The organism is Pasteurella sp. XG20 (genome assembly GCF_018968665.1).
GTDB classification, from domain to species: domain Bacteria; phylum Pseudomonadota; class Gammaproteobacteria; order Enterobacterales; family Pasteurellaceae; genus Pasteurella; species Pasteurella multocida.
Window position 1 is genome coordinate 1,506,262 of the sequence record NZ_CP076656.1, and the last position, 23,588, is coordinate 1,529,849.

Sequence of the window (23,588 nt, forward strand, 5' to 3'; positions counted from 1 at the left end):
TTTATCCGTGCATTTCTTTTTCGCTCAGATAAGGATCGTCAAAACCCAAAGACTGCATGATTTCCGTTTCTAACCCTTCCATTTCCTCTGCTTCGGCATCCTCAATATGATCATAGCCAAGTAAATGTAAGCAACCATGCACCACCATATGCGCCCAATGTGCCATTAATGGCTTACCTTGTTCTTCGGCTTCTTTTTCCACCACTTGACGGCAAATGACTAAATCGCCTAGCAAACTTAATTCCACTTCATCAGGGCATTCAAACGGAAAGGATAAAACATTGGTTGGCTTATCTTTGCCGCGATAAGTCAAATTCAGGTCATGACTTTCTGCTTCATCCACAATGCGCACCGTCATTTCAACATCGGAAAATTCTGGCCGGATCGCACGATTTGCCCATGCCTGAATTTGTGCTTCACTCGGTAAATTATCCGTGTTTTCGCAGACCAGTTGTAAATCAATTATCACTTGTTTCATTTATGCTTTCTCATGCGCTGTATTTTCTGACCGCACTTTTTCTATATTGTCTTTTTCAGCACGCTCTTGACGACGTTGTGCCGCGATCTCGGCACGGCGAATTTCATCTTGTGCTTCCCAAGCATCATAAGCTTGTACGACTTTCGCAACCACCGGATGCCGAACAATGTCTTTACTTTCAAAGTAGTTAAAACTCAATTCTGGTACACTTTCTAACACTTCAATGGCATGACGTAAGCCAGATTTTTGACTACGTGGTAAATCAATTTGAGTAATGTCACCGGTAATTACCGCTTTCGAATTAAATCCAATACGTGTTAAGAACATTTTCATTTGTTCAACTGTTGTATTTTGGCTTTCATCAAGAATAATAAAGCTGTCATTAAGGGTACGTCCACGCATATATGCTAAGGGGGCGATTTCAATCACATTGCGTTCCATTAATTTTTGTACACGCTCAAACCCCAACATTTCAAACAGCGCATCATACAATGGACGCAAATAAGGTTCGATCTTCTGTCCTAAATCACCGGGTAAAAAACCTAACTTTTCGCCCGCTTCCACCGCAGGACGAGTCAGCAAAATACGACGCACATCTTGCTTTTCGAGTGCTTCCACCGCGGCAGCCACCGCCAAAAATGTTTTTCCTGTTCCCGCCGGACCAATACCAAAACTGATATCATGACGAAAAATATTGTGTAAATACTGCACTTGATTTGGTCCACGCGGTTTAATCAACCCTCGTTTGGTTTTGATCGAAGACGCATATACCTTGCTTTCATCACGTTCAGTTTCTGTTTCTTGCACTAAAATACGGCTTTCTTGAATGGCGATATGCACATCTTCTAAATCCAGTTCACGAATTTGTCCCCGTACAGGCGCGGTTTCCAAATATAACATTTGAATTAATTTGACTGCACTTTGTAACAATTTGGCGTGATGAGGCTTATTTTCTGCCTCATTCGATTGAATCGTAAAAGTAAAATTACGTCGTGAAACGGTTAAATTTAATGATTTTTCAATCAGTTGTAAATTCCCTTCGTACGCACCACATAAGGCTTGTAAACGCGCATTATCTTGCGGTTCAAGGGTAAATGTTTCCGTGAATAACTCCGTCAATGTGAAACCTCAAAAGTGAAAAGAAAACTTACGGTATTGTAAAGAGATTGTGGAAAATTTGCTAGGTAAGATTTCGTCCAGCCGCCACAAACATAGCAGTGCAAAAAACAAGCGGTTTTTCACCTCATGTCGTAGCTTTTCAGTTATGATAGACGAAATTGTTTATGATCAGCACGTGATCTTAGGAGGCATGATGACATTGGCAAAAGACAAACTACCGGCAACCTTTCCACGACCGACTGAAGTACAGTATTTGGTTTGTTGTGATATGGATGAAACCTATATTCCTTATCACCCTGACAATCAAGTGACAAGCGGGATTACCGAATTAGAGCATTTCCTTTTAGAAGAAGGGGAGAAAAAAGGCATCCTGTTAGGTTGGATAACAGGCACAAATAAGACCTCCGCTTTACGCAAAGCAAAGCGTACCATTTCACAAAGTCCACACTTTTTATGTTGTAGTTTAGGAACCGAGTTTTATTGGATAACACAAGGGGAATTAGTGCCATCGACAACTTGGCAACAACGTATTGCTACCTCTGGTTATCAGCAACAAAAAGTTGATCAGATCGTCGAACAAATTCTTGCTCAAGGTATCAGATTAGATAGACAGCCTGAAGATTATCAAGGTCCCTATAAAACCAGTTTTTATTATTTGATCAGAGATGAGATGGAAAAAGACATTGCTTGGATACGCTCACTCGCCGAACAAGCACAACTGAGAGTACTCATCACGAAAGCAAATCCTGCTGCCGGTGATCCTGAAAACAGTTATGATGTGGACTTTATTCCAAAATGCTGTGGTAAAGATCAAGCAGTACTCTTTTTAATGGAAGAACTGAAACTCGACAAACAGCAGGTTTTAGCATTTGGTGACAGTGCCAATGATTTTACTATGTTTGCTGTGGCTGGGAATGGCTATTTGGTAGCCAATGCAGATAAGCATGCGATTGAGCGGTATGGCAAGTGCCTAGATAAGCCTTACTGTCACGGCATCTTGAGTATTCTTCGTCAATTGCCGTAAAAAAGCCCATTATAATAAAGGCGAACTGAGGGTTCGCCTTTATAATGACTTATGCACTTACTCCAGTTCAGGAAAGAGCATCTTAATCACATTCTGAGTTAAACGACGAGATTTACCCGCATAAGGGAAAATATGCATCATCATCATCGGATTAAAATTCGCTTCAATCACGCCCCAAGAACTTAAGTTTGGCGAAGCCGGTTGCTTCAAGTCAGGGATAATTAAATCCACACCACACACCGCCGCGCCCATCGCTTTCGTGATACCAACAGCCAGTTGTTTATAACTCTCGTGCATTTCATCCGTCATATCAATGGAATCACCACCTGTACTAATATTGGAATTGGCTCGTAGTTGTACAAGCTGATCTTTAGCGGGAATGCTATCAATGGTTAAGCCTTGCTCCTTGAGCTGTAACTGCTCAATTTCGCCTAAAGCAATTTTTTTCAATGGTGTACGGCTACCATCACCTCGTAGCGGATGATCATTTTTCATGGCAACAAGTTCTGCCACAGAATGCACACCGTCTCCCACGACATTGGCTGGTACACGCAGTAATACCGCCAATGTTTCATCACCTAATACAAAGAAGCGGTATTCTGTTCCGACTAAATAATCTTCCACCATTACTTCTTTATCTTCACGGAAAGCAATTTCTAGCGCCTTAGCAAAATCCTCACGGTTTTGCACGCCTTGTTGGAAAATGGTGATACCCAAGCCATAATTCGTGGATTTGGGTTTAATCACTACCGCACGGTTTTCAAAAAGTGCATAACTTGCCACCGCTTTCTCAAGAGAAGTAAACTCCACACTTTGCGGTACATTAAAGCCCGCTTTTTGCAATACTTTTTTCGTCACCACTTTATTTTCCATAATTAGCGGTGAAATATAACTGTCGTGTGAGGTCATATTGCCGTTTTTCACATACTCAATATGATCACCATGTTTTAAGCACAAGAATTGATCATTTTCATCCAAAATCTCAGTATGAATCCCTTTCTGGATCACATCAAATAACAACGCTTGGGTAGAAAGCTCCATGTTATCGAATGCAGATAAGGCATAAAAACGTTCAAAGGCTTGGGCTTTATATTGCTGTGCGAGCTGGGCACCTAATTGTTGATCGCTCCCGGCTTGCTCAATTGCGCGTACTAAACGTCCTGCCACTGTTTTGCTTGGATCCGTGAATTGAGTTAATTTCTCTTTCACAATCTCAAATAATTCCGGCTCTGCGCCAATTTGCTCTAGCATCGACAATAATTCTAAGAGCACCAATTCGCCTTCGACGGCATAAGCGGTTTTTTCTAATGGATGCTCAAAAGCCACTTCTGCCAAACGCGCTTTACCTAATTCCACTTCTCCTTGATCAGCAGTGTGATCCATCCAAATCATGAATAAGGCGAACACGTGGATAAACTTCGCATCTTTTAGGCTAATCCCGTAAATCTCAAACGGATTTAAGTCAAATAAACGGAACTCCAGATATTGAATACCCGTTGTCAAAAATTCGCGCGCTTTCTTTGCACCACGCAAACGCACATTAGAATAAAATTCTTTTTCTGCAATCAATTTCCCCGTTGATACCCAATGTTCTAAGCTTTCAACATACTTTTCGACACTATCAAAAGAAACGTTAATTTCGGGATCATTCACATAACCATATTGACTTGAACGTAAACTACGCACGAATTGCCCTTTCGCTAACGGGGATCCATCTTTAAAATAAGCGGATTCAACCGTTGGTGTTGCCGCTAATAGATACAACAAAATCCATTGATAACGTAAGAAGTTTTTTGCCATTTTCAGATATAAATCATTCTGAAAATCGACCGCACTTTGATACTCATTCTGCAAGTGGAATAAACGTGTGATCAAGTCGGGGGAAAGCTGAAAGTTGTAGTGAATCCCGCTGACCATCTGCTTGTTTTTACCATATATTTTCACTAAATATTCACGATAAGCCACGTCTTCTGGGTTATCTAATTGTGCCACACGAATTTGCTCTTCTGCTGGCAATCCCGCAGGCATACTCAATGGGAAAATATATTCTTCTTCGGGTAGCGAACGTTGTACCACTTCATGAATAGCAGACAACCAACGAAACGTATCTTCTAACTTTTTAGTTGGCGGGGTAATCAGCTCAAGTTGGCTCTCAGCAAAATCTGTTTGAATATAAGGATGATAACGGCGATTACCAAACACCGCAGGATGAGGAGTCGTTACAATTGCACCATCGGCAGTCACGCGCTGACTTTCTTTTTCTAACCCGAATGAGCCTTGTTGAAACAATAATCCTAATTGGTTTTCATGAATGATATGTTGAATTTTCATTTGCTTTCCTTCAAATAAATACGGTTAACCGGCTTGAACAGATGAAACTTAATCAGTGAAATAAAGGGTTGGTTTGGCATTGTAGCCTAATCAAGCGAGCAGCAGAAGAAACAAATTGCACTAAAGCATAATAGAAAAGGCGATGTCAAGTACGGATTCTTAAACATAAAATACAGCCTAAAAGCACACATAGTGCGCCTATCCCTTGGTAAACGTTCATCACTTCGCCTAACGTAACATAGCCAACTAACGCTGTGGAAATGGGCACTAATAATTGAATCACATTAAATCTCACAATCCCTTGTGTTTTCACAATAAAAAAAGCCAATAACATGCCTGTCATCATGCCATATACGCCCGCCAGACTTAGTTCAACGAGTGCGCCAATACTCACTTCAGCTAAACGAAAAATGATCTCACTTTTCAACGCCCAAACCAAGTATATCATGCCAGACAAAAATGCCGTGAATGCACTCAACACGACCACATTGGTTCCTCTCGCGACCTGCTTCACTACTAAATTTTGAATAGATTGGATGAAAATAGCCAGCGTTAAAAAAAGCGAACCTAACAAGAAATCGCTGTCTGATGCGCTTTGTTGACCATAAAGTACAAACAACAGCGACCCCAAAATCAAAATACAGCTCCCCACGGCAAAAGGGATCTGCATGACTTTTTTTCTTTCATCTTGATAAATGATAGCTGCCATGAAAATCGAAAGGGGCATCGCCAGCACCCCAAAAATACTGCCAGACAAAGCTGATGTATATTTCATTCCATTGATAAAAAAATACATATTCGCGGTCATAAAACAGGCTAGAAGTAAAAATGATAAAAGTAACTTCGGCTGATGAAAAACACGCGTTAACTCAGCGCGATAATAAAAAAAACAGGCTAAAATAAAAACGCTGCCCCCTGAGAGAAAGCGAACAGCGTTATTATTTAATGTATCAAAATGAATACTCATATAACGCATAATGGGAAAACCGAATCCCATTAATGCGACATAACTCAAACAAATCAAGTTATCGCGCTGGATACTGAGTTTAGTCATCTTGACTGTATTATTTCGCTAAGAGATTTTGTAATGCTTGATAAAGCACCTGAGCTTGCTCCCCAGATAACGCATTGCCATCATCATCGGTCATCACCACCGCACTTTGCTTCCCTAAGGCGCTTAACTGCATAAAATAGGTACCTGTTTTCAGTCCGCTACTGCCTTCAGCACGACCAAATGGCCACCACCAACTTTTTGCCCCAGCTGGCCGGTATTTTAACTCCCTTACCCCGCGACCAATAATTTCATCTTTAATATCAAATTCAAGCTGCGGTAAAACTTGTCCTAGTTTTGTCCACGCATGATTAAAGGGTGCGCCTAACACGAGAGCAGTACGCCCATTACTGTCCGTACCTAATACAGACTGAATTGGCATCAATCCGCTGTTATTCAAATCACGGACTTGTTTACGATAAGACGCATCTAATTCACCAACAAGTTGGTTCAAGCGATCAGAACTATAACGTTGTTTATCCGCTAAATGTGGACTAAATACCACCTCATTACGTTTCATCTGTAAAATGGAGACAAACAGTGCGCTATAATTGCCAGAACTCACTTGCTCAATTTCATAACGTACTTGCGTATCCCCAATCTCATCCGCACGTCCCGTTGGAGCCCAATCTGTTACAATTTTCTCATTCGTTAACTGATAACCAATCCCCTGCTCTTTTAATAAACGTGCGACTTGTTGCAGGTTATAAACCTCTCTTTTATCAATCGGATAAGCAATTAATGCCCGTTCACCATCAAACTGTGCAATAGAATTTTGAATAATCGCTAAAGGCGTTTCTGGGGGGCGAATATCCACCTGATCCGCTTTTTTCACTTTCACTTGAGGAAGTTGATAAGTGGTATCCTGCTTTGGCAAGCTCACGCCAGCGGTGTTCAAAGGGGCGAAAAGCGGTAAGGCCGCATCTGATTTTTGATAAGTATCATTGGCTTGCTGTTTACTTTCATTGCTCACTGAGCAACCTGCCAAGGTTGCAACGAAAGCAAAAGGGAATAACCACTTTTTCATAACTATTTTCCTTAATAATAAATTTTTTTCAACGCTACCGCACTTTGACAATAAGGCGAAACAAAAGTTTACTCGACTTATTGTTGTACAACCTCAGTGTATCTTATTACAACAAACCCGCGATTTTTAATGCGTCTTCGACTTTAGGTTGTAAATGTTCACTCAGCGTTGTCAACGGTAAGCGTAAAGTTGGTGTATCAATCAAACCTAAACGGTAAGCTGCCCATTTCACAGGAATTGGATTGGATTCGACAAATAAATTTTTATGTAATGCCATCAAGCGCTGATTAATTTGTTCAGCTTCCTCAAATTGTCCATTTAGTGCAAGATGACACATTTTTGCCATGTCCGCGGCCGCCACGTTATTGGTCACAGAAATTACACCTTGCCCCCCTAATTTAATGGACTCTAACCCTGTTGCATCATCACCACTTAAGAAAATGAAATCCTCTCCCGACAATTCTTTAATTTTGGCGACACGACTAAGATCACCGGTTGCTTCTTTAATAGCAACAATATTGTTGATTTTCGCCAAACGGGCTACTGTTTCTGGCAACAAATCGCTTCCAGTACGACTTGGCACGTTATATAAGATTTGTGGCAAATCTGTACATTCTACAATGGCTTTAAAATGCTGATACATACCTTCTTGGGTTGGCTTATTATAATAAGGCACCACAGAAAGACAGCCTGCTACACCACTGTCATTTAAGAGTTTAGTCATTACAATGGCTTCGCTAGTGGCATTAGCACCGGCTCCCGCAATCACAGGAATACGTCCATCAGCAAACTCGACCGTTTTTAAAATGGTTTTAACGTTCTCATCAATGCTTAATGTTGCAGCTTCACCAGTTGTGCCTACTGAGACAATCGCATCCGTGCCCGCTGCGATATGATGTTCAACTAAACTTTTCAATCTGACAAAATCAATTTCGCCAGAACTGTCCATTGGGGTCACGATAGCAACGATACTGCCCGAGAAGAGATAATTGTTTGCTGACATACAGCCTCCTGAAAATATTTATTAATTATAAATAGCTGTCATTTTTAGAATGAATTCACTATATTGATGTTGAGTTTGCTTGTAAATTTCGATTTAAGATCGCTAAAATAGCTTGGATTTGCAAGTAATTTTTTCAATTTTTTCGATAAACTTATTTTTCAACAGAGGATTTTCATGAAAACCTTATCCATCGGCGAAAGTGCACCACAATTTAGTTTGCTTAATCAGTGCAAAGAAAACATCACACTAAATCAATTTGCTGGCAAAAAAGTCCTTGTTTATTTTTACCCTAAGGCCCTCACACCGGGCTGTAATACTCAAGCTTGCGGATTACGAGATAGCAAAACTGAATTAGAAAAGCATGGTGTGGTGATTTTAGGTATTAGTCCTGATAGCCCAGAAAAATTAAGTAAATTTAGTGAAAAAAAAGCCCTTAATTTTCATCTGTTAGCAGATGAGGATCATCAGGTGGCAGAACAATTTGGTGTGTGGGGAGAAAAGAAATTTTTAGGCAAAACTTATGACGGTATTCATCGCATCAGTTTTTTAATTGACGAACAAGGTAACGTTGAGCAGGTTTTCCGCCAATTCAAAACCTCAAACCATCATCAAGTAGTGTTAGATTATTTAACTCAAAAATAAAGGCAAAAACGACCGCACTTAACAGCGCGGTCATTGCTACCACAGAACCTTTACAGTGTAATCTCAAGCTTATCATAAGCACGGCGTGCTTTTTCTAATGCTTTCTCAACAGAAATATCACGTGCTAAAATCACGCCCATACGACGGTGACCATCTACTTCGCCCTTACCAAATAAACGAAGATTCGTATGCGGTTCAGCAAGCACCTCAGCCAATTGACCAAATACGACTTGCGTGGATTTCCCCTCAACCACAATCGCTTTGGACGCTGACGGGCTAATAAGTGTAATGTCCGGAATTGGCAAACCTAAAATAGCTCGTGCGTGTAACGCAAACTCAGACAATTCTTGTGAAATTAAGGTCACCATGCCAGTATCATGAGGGCGTGGTGAAACCTCATTGAAAATGACTTCATCCCCACAAACAAACATTTCCACACCAAAAATACCACGTCCCCCTAACGCACCAGTAATTTTTTCTGCAATCGCCTGCGCTTTTTCTAATGCCACTGCTGACATGGCTTGAGGTTGCCAAGATTCGCGATAATCCCCATCAATTTGAATGTGACCGATTGGTGCGAGAAAAGAAGTGCCATGGACATGACGTACTGTTAATAACGTAATTTCATAATCAAATTTGACAAAACCTTCCACAATGACACGTCCTGCCCCCGCACGCCCACCTTGTTGCGCATATTCCCACGCGGACGGTATCTGTTCGACTGATTTCAAAATACTTTGTCCATGTCCTGAAGAAGACATAATCGGCTTAACCACACAAGGGATCCCAATTTTTTCCACTGCGCGTTTGAAATCATCAAAATTATCAACAAATTGGTAGTTTGACGTTGGTAACCCTAACTCTTCTGCTGCCAAACGACGAATACCTTCACGATTCATGGTTAATTGGGTTGCTTTCGCCGTTGGAATCACAGTAAACCCTGCCTGCTCTAATTCCACGAGCGTTGCCGTCGCAATCGCTTCCACTTCTGGCACGATGTAATCTGGCTTTTCTTTCTCCACTAAGGCTTTTAAAGCCTCGCCATCAAGCATAGATATCGTATAAGCACGATGTGCCACTTGTTGTGCTGGCGCATTAGCATAACGATCAACAGCAATCACCTCAACACCAAGGCGTTGTAGCTCAATCACCACTTCTTTACCGAGTTCGCCTGAACCTAGCATCATCACTTTTGTGGCTTTCGGCGTAAGTGGGGTACCAATTGTTGTCATATGGATTTCCTTCTGGACGGTTGTGTTTTATAAATGCTTAAAGAGATAATAATTGTTCGTCGAGTAATAAATCTTCATTTTTATTCACACTCACACCACGCTCAAGTACATTGTGTGCGATTTGTTGTGCTTCGGCTAATGAGTGCTCGGTGTAAGTCCCGCACTGGAAAGCATTTAATTCCGGGATCTGTGCTTGATCTTTGACCAATAACACATCTCGCATTGAGGCTAACCAAGCGTCTGCCACCTGTTGCTCATTGGGTGTGCCAATTAATGACATGTAAAACCCTGTACGACAGCCCATCGGGGAAATATCAATAATTTCTACTTCTGTCCCATTTAAATGATCGCGCATAAAACCCGCAAAAAGATGTTCTAAAGTATGAATCCCTTTTGGGGAGAGAATCTCTTTATTTGGTATGCAAAAACGTAAATCAAATACAGTAATGTTATCGCCCTTTGGGGTAGTCATGGTTTTCGCAACGCGTACTGCTGGCGCTTTCATACGGGTATGGTCAACTTTAAAGCTATCAAGTAATGGCATAATATGTCCTTAAATTTTCAAGTTTTCGCAAAATGCAGGTAAATTTTTTTGAACTTTTTTTAAACGTATCAGTCTTAGGATACAGCAACTTGCAGTTGTTTTTAATAAAATTGGTTCCTTAGGTTATTCACCACCCATCTTGGGTGGTGTTTTTTTTAGCATGTGAGATATTACTAGGACATCACTTTCATCGTCAGCAACAGTAAAAAAAGATAACGTACCCATTTTCCAACAAAAATCAGCACACATGCCCCGAGTATATTCAATCTTAACCATCCAGCAACCGCGCAAAATAAATCACCAACTATCGGTAGCCAACTAAACAGCAGACTCCAAACACCGTAGCGTTGCACTTTTTGCATGACCCACTTAAAACGAGGATGCTGTTGCTGTTTTTCGGATAAACGAGGTAAACCGTAACCTAAGTAATAAGTTGTCATGCTACCTAAACTGTTTCCCAATACTGCCATATGGAATAACCACAGTACATCATCAGAGAAAAGCCCTTGCTGATTAAGTTGCAAAGGGGCGAGTAATGTAACAAACACGATTTCTGAATTACCGGGTAAAAGCGTAGCACTCAAAAAGGCACTAGCAAACATAAACCATAAGCTATGTTGTTGCCAAAAATCCCATGTCCAAAAATCAATCATTCCAGTCTGGTTTAAAACGTTGTAAATAATCCTCTCGGTCCTGCGGGCTAATCATTCGTTGTACTTTACATGGATTGCCCACGGCTACACAATTTGCCGGAATATCTTTTGTGACCACAGAACCCGCCCCAATCACAGTATTGTCACCAATAGTAACGCCGCCTAAAATCACCACATTGCCCCCAATCCACACATTATTCCCAATCACAATGGGTAGTGCTTGTTCCCATTCTGCCTTACGCAATTCAGGATCAATTGGATGCCCTACGGTGTATAAACTCACATTCGGAGCAAATAACACATCATCGCCAATCTTCACGCCTCCTGTATCTAGGATAGTACAGTGATAATTCGCAAAAAAGTTTTTTCCGACTTCAATAAATTGCCCGTAATCACAGTAAAAAGGCGCATTAATGTGAGGTGTATTCGCAGCTTTACCAAGAATAGATAAGATCAAACGGGCTTTTGTTTGTTTATCTGAAGGGCGAGTTAACACATTATATTCATGCAATAATTCTTTATTACGTAAGCGCATCTCTGCCAATTCCGGATCATAAGGCTGATGCGCTAAACCTAAATGTCGTTTTTCTTTGTCTGTCAACATCGTTGTTACTCTGTGATTAATGTATGGGTTCTGACATCAAAAACATGCATACCTGCTGCAAGTCCTGCTTGCACACCTAAATCAGCATCTTCAAATACCAGGCAAGTTTGAGGATTTACTCCAATTAATTCGGCACAACGCAAAAAAGTATCGGGTTCGGGTTTATGTTTCGCCACATCCTCTGAAGTAACCACTGCATCAAAGCAATGTGCGATCTCCAATTTATTTAATAACTTATGTGTGATTTCACGATGCGACCCAGTGCCTAACGCCATGGGTTTTTGATTATGATAGCTTTTCACAATTTCCGCAGCAGGTAACAATATAGCTTCCGCCATGATTAAAGCATGACCAAATTGACGTTTTAATTTCATGACTTCCTGTAATTGTGTTAATGGCATATTCGCACGCAGCATCATTTCCTGGGCAATAGTGCGAAGAGGCGCACCTGCGAGTTCATACATGACAGACGGTGATAACGGATATCCCACCTTGTCAGCCACCTTGAGCCATGCACGCTCATGACAAGGCATCGTGTCCACTACCGTCCCATCCATATCAAAAATCAACCCAGCATATTGCGCTAAAATCTTCACATCTAACATACGTCACTCTTTCTATTATCAACTCAAAGCTAGGCATTATTTTGCGACAAAATTGTGATCTCTGCACTATTTAATTTTAAGAAAGTAAGCTAGACTGCAAAGCAACGTGTCGCAGGGGGAAACATGGATATCCAATCTCACTTAAAAATGTTACAAGTGCGAAAGTTAATTGATGAGCAAATTGTCGAGATTGTATTTAATGCGCAAGATCATTTGGCTCAACACTGGCATGTTGATGTCAACACGATGCAAGTACAAACCCTGCTGGTTCACTTAGCCAATGCATTAGGTCGGATTAAACGACAACACTGTGCCTCTCCCTTGCATAAAGATTTTCAGATAAAGATTCAAAGTGCGGTCTGTTTTCCCGTTGTTTCTGCTATGCACCAAGATATTTTGGATCTGATTCCTTTCCCTATTCCCGATAACGAACAAACTTATTTTCTAGCAAATTATTATTCGTTATTGTTAGATCAACCCGATATTCTAAAAAAATTCAATTAGCTGTTGTCGGCTTAGACACACCAACAGAATAGGATGTTATTCGTTTGAGATTTTCAACGCTTTTGCCTAAAACTCAAAAGAGAACGGAAAGTTATTTGTATTTGATAAAGTGAAGAGATTGATAAGAGAATGAAATGGCGCACCCGAGAGGATTCGAACCTCTGACCGCTCGGTTCGTAGCCGAGTACTCTATCCAGCTGAGCTACGGGTGCGTATTGATATGCGTTGATCTTATTTACTTGCTTAAACCAGTTTAATCAGTAGAGTCTAATTAAAATGGCGCACCCGAGAGGATTCGAACCTCTGACCGCTCGGTTCGTAGCCGAGTACTCTATCCAGCTGAGCTACGGGTGCAGCACGATTTTACTTCCGCCAAAGTAGACTTTGTAAAATACTTGAGTAAATGGCGGTGAGAGAGGGATTCGAACCCTCGATGGAGTTTTTGACCCCATACTCCCTTAGCAGGGGAGCGCCTTCAGCCTCTCGGCCATCTCACCGCAATCGGTTTGTGGGCGGTATAATACGTTTTTCTAAAAATAAGTCAAATCATTTTTACAAAAAAATTATTCAGTTGACTGATTTCTCTACAAATTCAATAAAATACCTACTTAAAAACTATTTACCCCGCAAAATCGCACGTAAGTTCGCCAATTGTGTGGCGGTATTCTCGCGAACTTGTTCCTGTGTTAAAGGTGGCTTATCGCGCTCCCACTGCACATCATCGGTGGGTAGTTCAGCCAAAAAGCGACTTGGCTCAGGCTTTAGTAACTCACCAAACTGGCGTCTTTCTTTGCATAACGAGAAGGTTAATGTTTGTTGCGCACGCGTAATGCCTACATAGGCTAAACGGCGTTCTTCTTCCACATTATCCTCATCAATACTGGTCTGATGCGGTAAAATCCCTTCTTCCATCCCAATTAAAAAAACATGCGGAAATTCTAAGCCTTTAGAAGCATGTAGCGTCATTAATTGCACTTGATCACTTTCATCATCCTCTTCTCCTCGCTCCAACATGTCACGTAATGTCAAACGTGTCACTACTTGATTAAGCGTCATTGGTTCGTCAATGTCATTTCCCTTTAACATCTCCGCGACCCAATCAAACAGTGTCGCCACATTTTTACTTTGCATTTCCGCTGCTTTAGGGCTGGTCGCATATTCGTATAAGTATTCTTCGTAATGAAGCTGTGCGAGCATGCTACGAATCGCGCGTTCAGGTTCTGAGCGAATTACCTCATCACTTAATTGCACGATCCACTGTCCGAAATGTTGCAATGCATTATAGGCTTTAGGTGTAATTCGTTGAATTAACTCAAAATCAAAGATTGCTTCAAATAAACTACAATGTTTTTCATGGGCTAACTCGCCTAATTTTTGTAACGTCACCGTCCCAATTTCGCGCTTAGGCGTATTCACAATACGTAAAAACGCGGCGTCATCATCTTGATTTACCACTAAACGTAAATACGCCATCATGTCTTTAATTTCTGCACGCGAGAAAAAGGAGGTCCCCCCTGAAATTTTGTAGGGAATACGGTTTTGCATTAACACCTTTTCCAACAAGCGCGATTGATGATTACCGCGATATAAAATCGCATAATCTTTATACTTGGTTTTGCGCATAAATCGGTGTGCGATTAATTCCCCTACCACACGTTCCGCTTCTTCTTCTTCATTTTTTGCTTCGATAACTTGTAGCTTTTCCCCTTGATCTAGCGTTGAAAACAGTTTTTTAGCAAACACATGATCATTATTATCGATCAAAATATTGGCACAATGTAAAATGCGTTGTGTTGAACGATAATTTTGTTCTAATTTCACGACGTTTAAGTGAGGAAAATCGGTTTTCAACCGCATCATATTTTGTGGCTGCGCGCCACGCCAAGAATAAATTGATTGATCATCATCTCCGACTACCGTAAAGCAAGCGCGCTCCCCGACTAATAATTTGATCAATTCATACTGACTGGTATTGGTATCCTGATATTCATCGACTAATAAGTAGCGGATTTTCTGTTGCCACTTCGTGCGAACCGCATCATTTTGTTGTAATAATAAGGTCGGCAACATGATTAAATCGTCAAAATCCAATGCATTGTATGCACGAATTTGCTGGTTATAACGATCATAACACTCTGCAAACATTTGTTGCTTGTGATCACGTGCAAGCTGTTTTGCCTGTGGTGGCAAAACTAAATCATTTTTCCAACGAGAAATGACCGAAATTAATTCACGTAATAAATCCTTGTCCTCACACAATAAGTCCGCTGTTAACTCTTTTAATAGCGCATATTGATCATGTTCATCAAACAACGTCATATTCGCTTTAAAGCCTAATTGCTTATATTCACGTTTAATCATATCAAAGCCTAAAGTGTGAAACGTGGATACAATTAGACCACGACTGGCTTCTTTACCAATTGAGTAGGCAACACGTTCTTTCATTTCCCGTGCAGCTTTGTTCGTAAAAGTCACCGCCGCAATCTGGCGCGGAACATAGCCACATTTGGCAACGAGATAAGCAATTTTATTAATGATAACCCGTGTTTTACCCGAGCCCGCCCCAGCGAGCACTAAGCAAGGTCCAGTGACATATTCCACGGCTTGTTGTTGCTGTTTATTTAATTTCATGGGTCATTTATTCGGTTTCTTGAGTCCAGACATAAGGCAATAATGCGGTATCCAATATAAAAGAGAAAGGCAAATCTAAAATAGGAAGTCCCCAGCGCTTTGCCATTTCAAGATCATATTTTGTGCCAGCATACGAAGAATAAGACTCCGTAGGGTCAATTAATTTCACGACAGTACCACAGCCATTTAAGCCTAAAAGTACGATTAAAAGTAAGCAAAATTTTTGCATTTGTTTCCTTGTTTATTATAGCTAACTAATCCTCGCGACAATATTAAAAAATGCCATAAACATTTCTACATTTTGAATACGCCAGACCACACAGAAATGCGATATATATCACACTTTACAATTAACAAAATATATTTTGTGATATATATCACATTTTCAAACAAATAAAAGAAAAAAACATTGTGATGCTCATCACATATTTAATATGAAAAATTTTAGATTTCAGTTTCGCTATGCTATTTTGACAGTTGAAAATTGGTCATTTTATCGACGAGGTTAACTATGCTTTCAGCAAATGCAAAAGTCAAAGTACAAAATTTTGGTCGTTTCTTATCCAACATGGTGATGCCCAATATTGGTGCATTTATTGCTTGGGGTTTTATCACCGCACTTTTCATTCCAACGGGTTGGCTACCCAATGAAACGTTAGCCAAATTAGTAGGACCGATGATCACCTACTTATTACCACTCTTAATTGGTTATTCTGGTGGTAAATTGATTGCTGGTGAGCGCGGTGCGGTGGTCGGCGCGATTGCTACTGCGGGGGTCATTGTAGGTACTGACATCCCAATGTTTTTAGGCGCCATGATCGCGGGTCCGACAGGGGGCTGGGCAATTAAACGTTTTGATAAATGGGCTGATGGTAAAATTAAAAGTGGCTTTGAGATGTTAGTCAATAACTTCTCTTCAGGTATCATTGGTATGATCTTGGCTATTTTATTCTTCTGGCTAATTGGTCCTGCGGTGAAAGCGTTGTCCACTATGTTAGCTGCTGGTGTCGATATTTTAGTAAAAGCGCACTTACTGCCGCTCACCTCTATCTTTGTTGAGCCAGCCAAAATCCTCTTCTTAAACAACGCAATTAACCATGGAATTTTCTCCCCACTTGGTATTCAGCAATCGCAAGAATTTGGACAATCCATTTTCTTCTTGATTGAGGCCAACCCGGGTCCGGGCTTAGGGGTGTTACTTGCTTATATTATATTTGGGAAAGGTACAGCAAAACAAACAGCAGGCGGTGCCACGATCATCCATTTCTTTGGGGGAATCCACGAGATTTATTTCCCTTATGTTTTAATGAATCCGCGTCTCTTACTGGCCGTGATTGCAGGTGGTGTATCTGGTGTATTCACATTAGTATTATTTAATGCAGGTCTTGTGGCACCCGCTTCACCAGGTTCGATTATTGCGGTTTTATTAATGACACCACAAAACGCTATCGTTGGTGTTCTCGCTTCTGTTGCCATCGCGGCAACGGTATCTTTCGTTATCGCTTCATTCTTCTTAAAAATTCAAAAAGAAGAAAATGGGCATTCATTAGAGAAAATGCAAGCCGCATCAAAAGCGATGAAATCCGGTGTACAGTTCAATACACCAGCCCGTTATCAAGGAGTACAAAAAATCTTTGTTGCTTGTGATGCCGGTATGGGATCAAGTGCAATGGGCGCAAGCATGTTACGTAAAAAAGTCAAAGAAGCAGGGTTAGCCATTGAAGTGACAAACTGTGCAATTAATGATTTACCGGAAGACGCGCAATTAGTCATTACGCATCAAGACTTAACATTACGTGCCAAAAAACATACGCCAAATGCTATGCATTTTTCCTTAAACAATTTCTTAGATGCCCATTTCTACGATAACCTCGTTCAAGATTTGAGCAATACAAAGGTGTCTGATTTAGCAAAGGTCAACACGCTTGAGCCACAAGAAGCGCCTCAAACTGCATTTGTACTCACAGAAAAACAAGTCTTCTTAGGCTTAAAAGCAGCAAATAAAGAAGAAGCCATTCGATTCGCGGGTGAACGTTTAGTTGAATCAGGTTTTGTGTTACCAAGTTATGTTGATGCGATGTTTGAGCGTGAAAAAATGGTTTCCACTTATTTAGGTGAAGGTATTGCGGTACCACATGGCACAATCGAAGCTAAAGATGCGGTACTCAAAACAGGTGTTGTTGTCTGTCAGTATCCAGAAGGTGTCAAATTTAATGAGGATGAAGAAGACAGTATCGCAAAATTAGTGATTGGGATTGCCGCCAAAAACAACGAGCATCTGCAAGTGGTTTCTGCCATTACCAATGCACTAGATAACGAGGATGCCATTCGCATTTTATCGGAAACGGATGATGTCGAAAAAGTCTTAGCGTTATTAAAAGCATAATCTTCTTGGGCAGATCATTATCTGCCCATGTTTATTTAAACTCTTTTCTTATTTTTGGAGTAAGCGATGAAAGCATTACATTTTGGTGCGGGTAATATTGGACGTGGATTTATCGGAAAATTATTAGCTGATAGTGGTATTCAAGTCATCTTTGCCGATGTCAATGATCATGTTATTGAGCAACTCAAAACACAACGGGCTTATCCAGTCAAAATTGTTGGCGATCGCCTGAATGTGATTGAAACCGTGTCAAACGTCACAGGAGTCAATTCTAAAAATGAGGCGGATATTATTGCATGCTTTACTGAAGTTGATTTAGTGACCACCGCGGTGGGACCTAATGTATTAAAAATCATTTCAAGCACTATTGCAAAAGGCTTAAGCGCACGTTTTCGTGCAGGAAATACCCGCCCATTAAATATTATTGCATGTGAAAATATGGTGCGAGGTACCAGCTTTTTAAAAGACAATGTGTTCTCTTATCTCACCCCTGAAGAACAGCAACAAGCGGAAACACAGATTGGCTTTGTTGATTCTGCCGTTGATCGCATCGTGCCGCCAGTACAGTTTGATCCCGCCAACCCGTTATTAGTGACAGTTGAAGAGTTCAGTGAATGGATTGTAGATAAAACCCAATTTAAAGGTACAATTCCAGCTATTACTGGTATGGAGCAAACGGATAATTTAATGGCATTTGTTGAGCGCAAACTGTTTACATTAAATACTGGACACGCCACTACCGCCTATTTAGGCAAATTAAAAGGTCACCAATTTGTCAAAGACAGCATTGATGATCCAGATATCAGGGAAGCCGTTAAAGCCACGATGCAAGAAAGTGGTGCCGTATTAATTAAACGTTATGGTTTTGATCCTCATGCCCACGCGGCTTACATTGAAAAAATCCTGAAGCGTTTTGCCAATCCGTATTTACAAGATGATGTTGATCGTGTGGGCAGAGAACCTTTACGAAAACTCAGCTATAACGATCGTTTAATCAAACCATTACGTGGCACCTTAGAATATGGATTACCAAATCAACATTTAATTCAAACCATTGCTAGTGCCTTAGCCTATCGCAATGAGAGTGATCCACAAGCAGTTGAATTAGCTCAACTTTTACAGCAAGATGCGCTCGAAAGTGCGGTGAAAAAAATCACTGAACTGACAGAATCAAACATTGTGCAACAAATCGTAACTGCTTATAATGCCTTGCAAAAAAACTAAAGTGCCAATGCGGTCTTAATTCGGTCTAGAAAAGGATAACGAGTGCAGTCAGTCGATCCCATTTATGAAAAACTCAATGAAGCCACCTCAATTCGTGGTTTCATTACGGCTTCTGTCGCGATTTTTGACGAAGCGGTTGATCAACTTATTAATCGCGTTTTTCGTAAAACAGATTTTGCCGTCAAATCTGTAGTTGACTCATTATTATCTAATTCTGGACCGCTCTGCGATTTATCGATTCGTTTAAAAGTCTTATTAGGTTTAGGGATTATCGAGCATCATGTGTTTAGCGATATCAGCCATTTTATTGAGATTAAAGAAAAGCTGAATAACGATGAAAAAGAATACGATTTTGCCGATCTTATTATTATTGATTTTATCCAACAGTTAAGCTGTCAAAATGATAAATCCTTGCTCAATTTTCCGATGGAAAAAGACGAAAACCCCGACTCACTGCTCTATCAAGTCAAAGCCTTACGTCGAGAAAAATTGATTCGTTCTTATCTCACCTTAGCAATCACTGAAATTTACGAGCAACTCCAAATCGAAAGTCCATTGTGAAGCAAACATAAAAAATGCGATGAATTCATTTCATCGCATTTTTGTTCAAAAGAAATGAAAATTATTTACCATCCCAAGCATGAATTGCTTTAGCACGGACATCTAATTTACTTTGTGAGTCGCCTTTGAAGTAGTTCTTATCTAAGCCACCTTCCCAGTCACCATATTAGGTATTTGGTAACACGATGAATTTTTTACCAAAGGCTTTGCTATTTTTCGCTACGAAATCACGGCGCTCTGCATTGGATTTTTTGTAAGTTGCATCACCAAAATCGTTTAAGTTATCGCCCACAAATAACACGATGTCATAACCCATATCTTCAACTTGTTTGAAACGTACAGATTTGTTGGATTTATCTTTTTTCAACAACAAGGTTTTATCATTCACCCCAGTGAAACCAAGACGTTTCATATCATCCACTGTCCCTGCTTTTTCTACATCATCACGACGGTTAGAAACGAAGAACATCGTACCGCCATTGGCATTGACATAATTAGAGAACTCCACTGCGCCCGGAATCGCTGCGGATTGTCTCGCGTCAACCCATTTTGTCCATGTTTTCGGTGAAAAACCTTGTCCACTTTGTACTTGCCACCCTGCATAAGCACTGTTATCAATCATGGTTTCATCTAAATCCACCACCACGGCTTTTTTCTTACCTTTTTTCGCTTTTGCATGGTCAAATGCCATTTTGGCAGAGTTAAACGCTTGGTGTGCTAATGCTGCATATTCGCCCGACTGTTGCGTCCAAATTAACCCCATTGCCACTTGTTGCTGTAATTTTGCTTGATTGGCTTGCTCGACTGCTTGTTGATTTGAACAAGCCGCTAATAAAACGAGCGAACTCACGGCAATAACTGATAATTTAAATTGCTTCATTGTATTCTCCTTGAAAATTCCATTCTGACGATGAGGTTATTAATGTAACAAATTCATTCTCCTATTGTCATAAATCAGCGCGTTGAATGTGACTAAGATCACATATTTTTTATTCAATGTGATTATTTTTACATCCGCTACTGCAACATCAACCACACGAAATCGAAAAGCTTATGCTTTTTGAACGCCTTCTTGCTGTTTTACGTTATAATGGCAACCTCTTTTCATTAAATAAACGGATAATTTATGGCAAAAATCGCAGAAAACCCTTTAGTCTTAGTGGATGGTTCTTCGTATCTATACCGCGCATTTCACGCATTTCCGCCTTTAACGAACTCATTAAATGAGCCAACTGGCGCAATGTACGGTGTATTAAATATGTTAAAAAGCCTCATTTCACAAGTACAACCAAGCCATATTGCCGTGGTTTTTGATGCGAAGGGCAAAACCTTTCGTGATGAAATATTTGAACAATACAAATCTCATCGTCCCCCAATGCCTGAGGAATTACGCAGTCAAATTCTGCCACTGCACAATATTATTCGGGCCTTAGGCATTCCTTTGTTAGTGGTAGAAGGTGTGGAAGCCGATGACGTCATTGGTACCCTTGCGGTGCAAGCCTCTCGTGCCGGAAAAAAAGTCTTAATTAGTACCGGTGACAAAGACATGGCGCAGCTTGTTGATGAGAATATTATGCTCATTAACACCATGAACAACACTTTATTAGATCGCGAGGGAGTACTTGAAAAATATGGTCTGCCTCCGGAATTAATCATTGATTACCTCGCGTTAATGGGCGATAGCTCAGATAATATTCCGGGAATTCCAGGCGTAGGTGAAAAAACGGCGTTAGGTCTGCTACAAGGCATAGGTAGCATGGCTGAGATTTATGCAAATTTAGACAAAGTCGCCAGTTTATCCCTACGTGGCGCCAAAACATTAGGAGCAAAATTAGCCGAGGCAAAAGATCTCGCTGATTTATCTTATCTACTCGCCACCATTAAAACCGATGTTGCACTGGATGTCAGTCCAGAACAACTGACTTTTGGTGTTGCGAATAAAGATGCGTTAATTGAATATTTTGCTCGTTATGAATTTAAGCGCTGGCTTAACGAAGTGATGAATGGAGGAGAAAGCTCCGTCACCAATGGATCGGAACAGGCAGTGAAGATCAATCCTTACCAAGCCACTCCAAGTGCAAATGAGAGAGAAAATACCGTTTCTGTCCAAATTGACCGTAGCCAATACCAATGTCTTCTCGAACTCAGTGAATTGAAGCGCTGGATAGACAAGCTTAATCAAGCCAAATGTATTGCAATTGATACTGAAACAGACAGTTTAGACTATATGGTGGCTCATTTAGTCGGGGTATCTTTTGCGTTAGAGAATGGTGAAGCTGCTTATTTACCATTACGCCATGATTATCTTGGCGCACCTCAGCAAGTAGATTTTCAGACCGCACTTTCTTTGCTTAAACCTGTTTTAGAGAACCCTGAAATCCATAAAGTAGGACAAAATATTAAGTACGATTTAAGTATCTTTGCTCGTCACGGTATTGAAGTACAAGGCGTGAGCTATGACACCATGTTACTGTCTTATGTGTTAGACAGTACTGGGCGCCATAATATGGATGAATTAGCCAAACGTTATTTAGGTCACCAAACAATTCACTTTGAAGATATCGCGGGTAAAGGCAAAGCTCAGCTCACCTTTAATCAAATACCACTTGAACAAGCGGCGGAATATGCGGCAGAAGATGCCGATATTACCATGAAATTACAGCAGGTCTTATGGGAAAAAGTGGCAGCACAGCCTGAATTAGTGAAGTTATATCAAACCATGGAACTGCCTTTAGCTTCGGTGCTTTCACGTATTGAACGTCATGGCGTGCTCATTGATAGTGACGCACTGTTTAGTCAGTCGCAACAAATTGGCGTAAGATTGACCGCACTTGAACAACAGGCGTATGAATTGGCTGGACAACAATTTAATTTGGCCTCAACCAAACAGTTGCAAGAGATCCTGTTCGATAAATTAGGCTTACCTGTCTTGAAGAAAACGCCTAAAGGCGCGCCATCAACGAATGAAGAAGTCTTAGAAGAGCTTGCCTACGAGCACGCCTTGCCAAAAATTCTTGTGGAGCATCGTGGATTAAGTAAATTAAAATCCACTTATACTGACAAATTACCGCTCATGGTGAATAAAGACACGGGACGTGTACATACTTCCTATCATCAGGCGGTAACCGCCACAGGCCGTCTTTCATCGAGTGATCCCAATTTACAAAATATTCCGATTCGCAACGAGGAAGGGCGCCGCATTCGTCAAGCCTTTATTGCACCTGAAGGCTATCAAATTATGGCCGCGGACTATTCCCAAATTGAACTGCGAATCATGGCTCACTTATCGCAAGATAAAGGGCTAATTAACGCATTTAATGAAGGAAAAGATATTCACCGTTCAACAGCGGCAGAGATCTTTGGCATTCCATTAGCGCAAGTTAGCAGTGAACAACGTCGTAGCGCCAAAGCCATTAACTTTGGTTTAATTTATGGCATGAGTTCATTTGGACTTTCTCGTCAATTAGGCATTCCACGTCATGAAGCACAAAAATACATGGACTTGTATTTCCAACGTTACCCCGGTGTACAAGCCTTTATGCATGACATTCGCGAAACAGCCAAAGCACAAGGTTATGTAACAACCTTGTTTGACCGACGCTTATATTTACCTGATATCCAATCTTCCAATGCCATTCGTCGCAAAGCGGCTGAACGGGTTGCCATCAACGCGCCAATGCAAGGGACAGCGGCAGATATCATTAAACGTGCAATGATTACTTTAGATCGTGAAATCGCAGGACAACCTGACATTAAAATGATCATGCAAGTACACGATGAATTGGTCTTTGAAGTACGCACAGATAAAATCGAACACTTTCGCACGATCATCAAAACCACGATGGAACAAGCTGCTCAACTTGTGGTACCGCTGATTGTAGATGTGGGTGTGGGTAAAAACTGGGACGAGGCACATTAACCTCACCCCAAATAATATGGCAAGCGACTCGGGCTTGCCATTTTTGTGTT

Annotated in this window: 20 protein-coding genes, 3 tRNA genes and 1 pseudogene; 7 read left to right on the forward strand and 17 right to left on the reverse strand. The window is 40.8% G+C overall.

Going from position 1 to position 23,588, the window contains the following annotated elements:
- Window position 1: 1 nt before the first annotated feature.
- Both ybeY and KPF51_RS06890 read right to left on the reverse strand, forming a co-directional pair.
- Entirely contained in the window at window positions 2-478 is a 477-nt protein-coding gene (gene ybeY, locus KPF51_RS06885; protein WP_005723184.1) for an rRNA maturation RNase YbeY, read from the reverse strand.
- Window positions 479-1,597 carry a PhoH family protein gene (locus tag KPF51_RS06890; protein WP_005751777.1) on the reverse strand — a complete coding sequence of 373 codons (1,119 nt, stop codon included), beginning with the start codon at window positions 1,595-1,597 and terminating at the stop codon, window positions 479-481.
- Between the two features lie 193 nt (window positions 1,598-1,790).
- Here KPF51_RS06890 and KPF51_RS06895 point away from each other — a divergent pair, with 193 nt between their 5' ends.
- Entirely contained in the window at window positions 1,791-2,621 is an 831-nt protein-coding gene (locus KPF51_RS06895) for an HAD-IIB family hydrolase (RefSeq protein WP_005723188.1), read from the forward strand.
- Window positions 2,622-2,678: 57 nt separating this feature from the next.
- Here KPF51_RS06895 and gshAB read toward each other — a convergent pair whose 3' ends face one another.
- From gshAB to dapA, 4 genes are all read right to left on the reverse strand, one after another.
- Window positions 2,679-4,952, reverse strand: a complete 2,274-nt coding sequence (gene gshAB, locus KPF51_RS06900; protein ID WP_005723190.1) for a bifunctional glutamate--cysteine ligase/glutathione synthetase — start codon at window positions 4,950-4,952, stop codon at window positions 2,679-2,681.
- Between the two features lie 145 nt (window positions 4,953-5,097).
- The gene (locus KPF51_RS06905) at window positions 5,098-6,006 is read right to left on the reverse strand and encodes a DMT family transporter (protein ID WP_005723192.1); all 909 of its coding nucleotides are present in this window, start codon (window positions 6,004-6,006) and stop codon (window positions 5,098-5,100) included.
- 10 nt (window positions 6,007-6,016) lie between these two features.
- The gene (bamC, locus tag KPF51_RS06910; RefSeq protein ID WP_064661149.1) at window positions 6,017-7,030 is read right to left on the reverse strand and encodes an outer membrane protein assembly factor BamC; all 1,014 of its coding nucleotides are present in this window, start codon (window positions 7,028-7,030) and stop codon (window positions 6,017-6,019) included.
- 106 nt (window positions 7,031-7,136) lie between these two features.
- Window positions 7,137-8,033 (reverse strand): 4-hydroxy-tetrahydrodipicolinate synthase, encoded by an 897-nt coding sequence (gene dapA, locus KPF51_RS06915; RefSeq protein WP_061405894.1) that lies wholly within the window; start codon window positions 8,031-8,033, stop codon window positions 7,137-7,139.
- Window positions 8,034-8,207: 174 nt separating this feature from the next.
- Between dapA and bcp the strand changes: the two genes are divergently transcribed.
- Window positions 8,208-8,675, forward strand: coding sequence for a thioredoxin-dependent thiol peroxidase (gene bcp, locus KPF51_RS06920; protein WP_005754548.1), 468 nt, complete (start codon window positions 8,208-8,210; stop codon window positions 8,673-8,675).
- Window positions 8,676-8,725: 50 nt separating this feature from the next.
- Here bcp and purT read toward each other — a convergent pair whose 3' ends face one another.
- The 5 genes from purT to KPF51_RS06945 form a co-directional block, all read right to left on the reverse strand.
- The gene (gene purT, locus KPF51_RS06925; RefSeq protein ID WP_005723197.1) at window positions 8,726-9,907 is read right to left on the reverse strand and encodes a formate-dependent phosphoribosylglycinamide formyltransferase; all 1,182 of its coding nucleotides are present in this window, start codon (window positions 9,905-9,907) and stop codon (window positions 8,726-8,728) included.
- Window positions 9,908-9,944: 37 nt separating this feature from the next.
- The gene (luxS, locus tag KPF51_RS06930) at window positions 9,945-10,451 is read right to left on the reverse strand and encodes an S-ribosylhomocysteine lyase (protein ID WP_005723200.1); all 507 of its coding nucleotides are present in this window, start codon (window positions 10,449-10,451) and stop codon (window positions 9,945-9,947) included.
- 173 nt (window positions 10,452-10,624) lie between these two features.
- Window positions 10,625-11,104 (reverse strand): YqaA family protein, encoded by a 480-nt coding sequence (locus KPF51_RS06935; protein WP_005723202.1) that lies wholly within the window; start codon window positions 11,102-11,104, stop codon window positions 10,625-10,627.
- Window positions 11,097-11,708 (reverse strand): sugar O-acetyltransferase, encoded by a 612-nt coding sequence (locus KPF51_RS06940; protein ID WP_005754552.1) that lies wholly within the window; start codon window positions 11,706-11,708, stop codon window positions 11,097-11,099. Before KPF51_RS06940 ends, KPF51_RS06935 begins: the two co-directional genes overlap by 8 nt.
- Before the next feature lie 5 nt (window positions 11,709-11,713).
- Window positions 11,714-12,313 (reverse strand): beta-phosphoglucomutase family hydrolase, encoded by a 600-nt coding sequence (locus KPF51_RS06945; RefSeq protein ID WP_064972567.1) that lies wholly within the window; start codon window positions 12,311-12,313, stop codon window positions 11,714-11,716.
- Window positions 12,314-12,436: 123 nt separating this feature from the next.
- Between KPF51_RS06945 and KPF51_RS06950 the strand changes: the two genes are divergently transcribed.
- Window positions 12,437-12,817 carry a PRD domain-containing protein gene (locus tag KPF51_RS06950; RefSeq protein WP_005723207.1) on the forward strand — a complete coding sequence of 127 codons (381 nt, stop codon included), beginning with the start codon at window positions 12,437-12,439 and terminating at the stop codon, window positions 12,815-12,817.
- Between the two features lie 135 nt (window positions 12,818-12,952).
- Here KPF51_RS06950 and KPF51_RS06955 read toward each other — a convergent pair.
- The 5 genes from KPF51_RS06955 to KPF51_RS06975 all read right to left on the reverse strand — a co-directional run bounded on the left by KPF51_RS06955 (window position 12,953) and on the right by KPF51_RS06975 (window position 15,677).
- Window positions 12,953-13,029, reverse strand: a tRNA-Arg gene (locus KPF51_RS06955).
- A gap of 65 nt (window positions 13,030-13,094) precedes the next feature.
- Window positions 13,095-13,171, reverse strand: a tRNA-Arg gene (locus KPF51_RS06960).
- 50 nt (window positions 13,172-13,221) lie between these two features.
- Window positions 13,222-13,314: transfer RNA gene (locus tag KPF51_RS06965), tRNA-Ser, on the reverse strand.
- Window positions 13,315-13,432: 118 nt separating this feature from the next.
- Entirely contained in the window at window positions 13,433-15,448 is a 2,016-nt protein-coding gene (gene rep / locus KPF51_RS06970; RefSeq protein ID WP_005723209.1) for a DNA helicase Rep, read from the reverse strand.
- 7 nt (window positions 15,449-15,455) lie between these two features.
- Window positions 15,456-15,677: a YceK/YidQ family lipoprotein gene (locus KPF51_RS06975; RefSeq protein ID WP_005717374.1), complete on the reverse strand. Its 222-nt coding sequence runs from the start codon at window positions 15,675-15,677 to the stop codon at window positions 15,456-15,458.
- 282 nt (window positions 15,678-15,959) lie between these two features.
- Between KPF51_RS06975 and KPF51_RS06980 the strand changes: the two genes are divergently transcribed.
- The 3 genes from KPF51_RS06980 to KPF51_RS06990 all read left to right on the forward strand — a co-directional run bounded on the left by KPF51_RS06980 (window position 15,960) and on the right by KPF51_RS06990 (window position 19,619).
- A complete protein-coding gene (locus KPF51_RS06980; protein WP_005723212.1) occupies window positions 15,960-17,834 on the forward strand; it encodes a PTS mannitol transporter subunit IICBA in 1,875 nt (624 codons plus the stop codon).
- Window positions 17,835-17,900: 66 nt separating this feature from the next.
- Window positions 17,901-19,058 carry a mannitol-1-phosphate 5-dehydrogenase gene (locus KPF51_RS06985; RefSeq protein ID WP_005723214.1) on the forward strand — a complete coding sequence of 386 codons (1,158 nt, stop codon included), beginning with the start codon at window positions 17,901-17,903 and terminating at the stop codon, window positions 19,056-19,058.
- A gap of 42 nt (window positions 19,059-19,100) precedes the next feature.
- Window positions 19,101-19,619 carry an MltR family transcriptional regulator gene (locus tag KPF51_RS06990; RefSeq protein ID WP_005723216.1) on the forward strand — a complete coding sequence of 173 codons (519 nt, stop codon included), beginning with the start codon at window positions 19,101-19,103 and terminating at the stop codon, window positions 19,617-19,619.
- Window positions 19,620-19,680: 61 nt separating this feature from the next.
- Here the strand turns inward: KPF51_RS06990 and KPF51_RS06995 are convergent.
- Window positions 19,681-20,499 (reverse strand): annotated as a pseudogene (locus tag KPF51_RS06995) (5'-nucleotidase, lipoprotein e(P4) family).
- Between the two features lie 246 nt (window positions 20,500-20,745).
- Here KPF51_RS06995 and polA point away from each other — a divergent pair.
- The gene (gene polA / locus KPF51_RS07000) at window positions 20,746-23,538 is read left to right on the forward strand and encodes a DNA polymerase I (protein ID WP_061405893.1); all 2,793 of its coding nucleotides are present in this window, start codon (window positions 20,746-20,748) and stop codon (window positions 23,536-23,538) included.
- Window positions 23,539-23,588 lie beyond the last annotated feature (50 nt).

Bases quoted from the DNA above. Each gene is read 5' to 3' on its own strand.
- KPF51_RS06935 (WP_005723202.1), bottom strand. From the start codon at position 11,104: ATGATTGATTTTTGGACATGGGATTTTTGGCAACAACATAGCTTATGG.
- rep (WP_005723209.1), bottom strand. From the start codon at position 15,448: ATGAAATTAAATAAACAGCAACAACAAGCCGTGGAATATGTCACTGGA.
- KPF51_RS06905 (WP_005723192.1), bottom strand. From the start codon at position 6,006: ATGACTAAACTCAGTATCCAGCGCGATAACTTGATTTGTTTGAGTTAT.
- KPF51_RS06945 (WP_064972567.1), bottom strand. From the start codon at position 12,313: ATGTTAGATGTGAAGATTTTAGCGCAATATGCTGGGTTGATTTTTGAT.
- KPF51_RS06985 (WP_005723214.1), top strand. From the start codon at position 17,901: ATGAAAGCATTACATTTTGGTGCGGGTAATATTGGACGTGGATTTATC.
- dapA (WP_061405894.1), bottom strand. From the start codon at position 8,033: ATGTCAGCAAACAATTATCTCTTCTCGGGCAGTATCGTTGCTATCGTG.
- bcp (WP_005754548.1), top strand. From the start codon at position 8,208: ATGAAAACCTTATCCATCGGCGAAAGTGCACCACAATTTAGTTTGCTT.
- ybeY (WP_005723184.1), bottom strand. From the start codon at position 478: ATGAAACAAGTGATAATTGATTTACAACTGGTCTGCGAAAACACGGAT.
- polA (WP_061405893.1), top strand. From the start codon at position 20,746: ATGGCAAAAATCGCAGAAAACCCTTTAGTCTTAGTGGATGGTTCTTCG.
- KPF51_RS06950 (WP_005723207.1), top strand. From the start codon at position 12,437: ATGGATATCCAATCTCACTTAAAAATGTTACAAGTGCGAAAGTTAATT.
- KPF51_RS06980 (WP_005723212.1), top strand. From the start codon at position 15,960: ATGCTTTCAGCAAATGCAAAAGTCAAAGTACAAAATTTTGGTCGTTTC.
- KPF51_RS06975 (WP_005717374.1), bottom strand. From the start codon at position 15,677: ATGCAAAAATTTTGCTTACTTTTAATCGTACTTTTAGGCTTAAATGGC.
- KPF51_RS06895 (WP_005723188.1), top strand. From the start codon at position 1,791: ATGACATTGGCAAAAGACAAACTACCGGCAACCTTTCCACGACCGACT.
- bamC (WP_064661149.1), bottom strand. From the start codon at position 7,030: ATGAAAAAGTGGTTATTCCCTTTTGCTTTCGTTGCAACCTTGGCAGGT.
- luxS (WP_005723200.1), bottom strand. From the start codon at position 10,451: ATGCCATTACTTGATAGCTTTAAAGTTGACCATACCCGTATGAAAGCG.
- purT (WP_005723197.1), bottom strand. From the start codon at position 9,907: ATGACAACAATTGGTACCCCACTTACGCCGAAAGCCACAAAAGTGATG.
- KPF51_RS06940 (WP_005754552.1), bottom strand. From the start codon at position 11,708: ATGTTGACAGACAAAGAAAAACGACATTTAGGTTTAGCGCATCAGCCT.
- gshAB (WP_005723190.1), bottom strand. From the start codon at position 4,952: ATGAAAATTCAACATATCATTCATGAAAACCAATTAGGATTATTGTTT.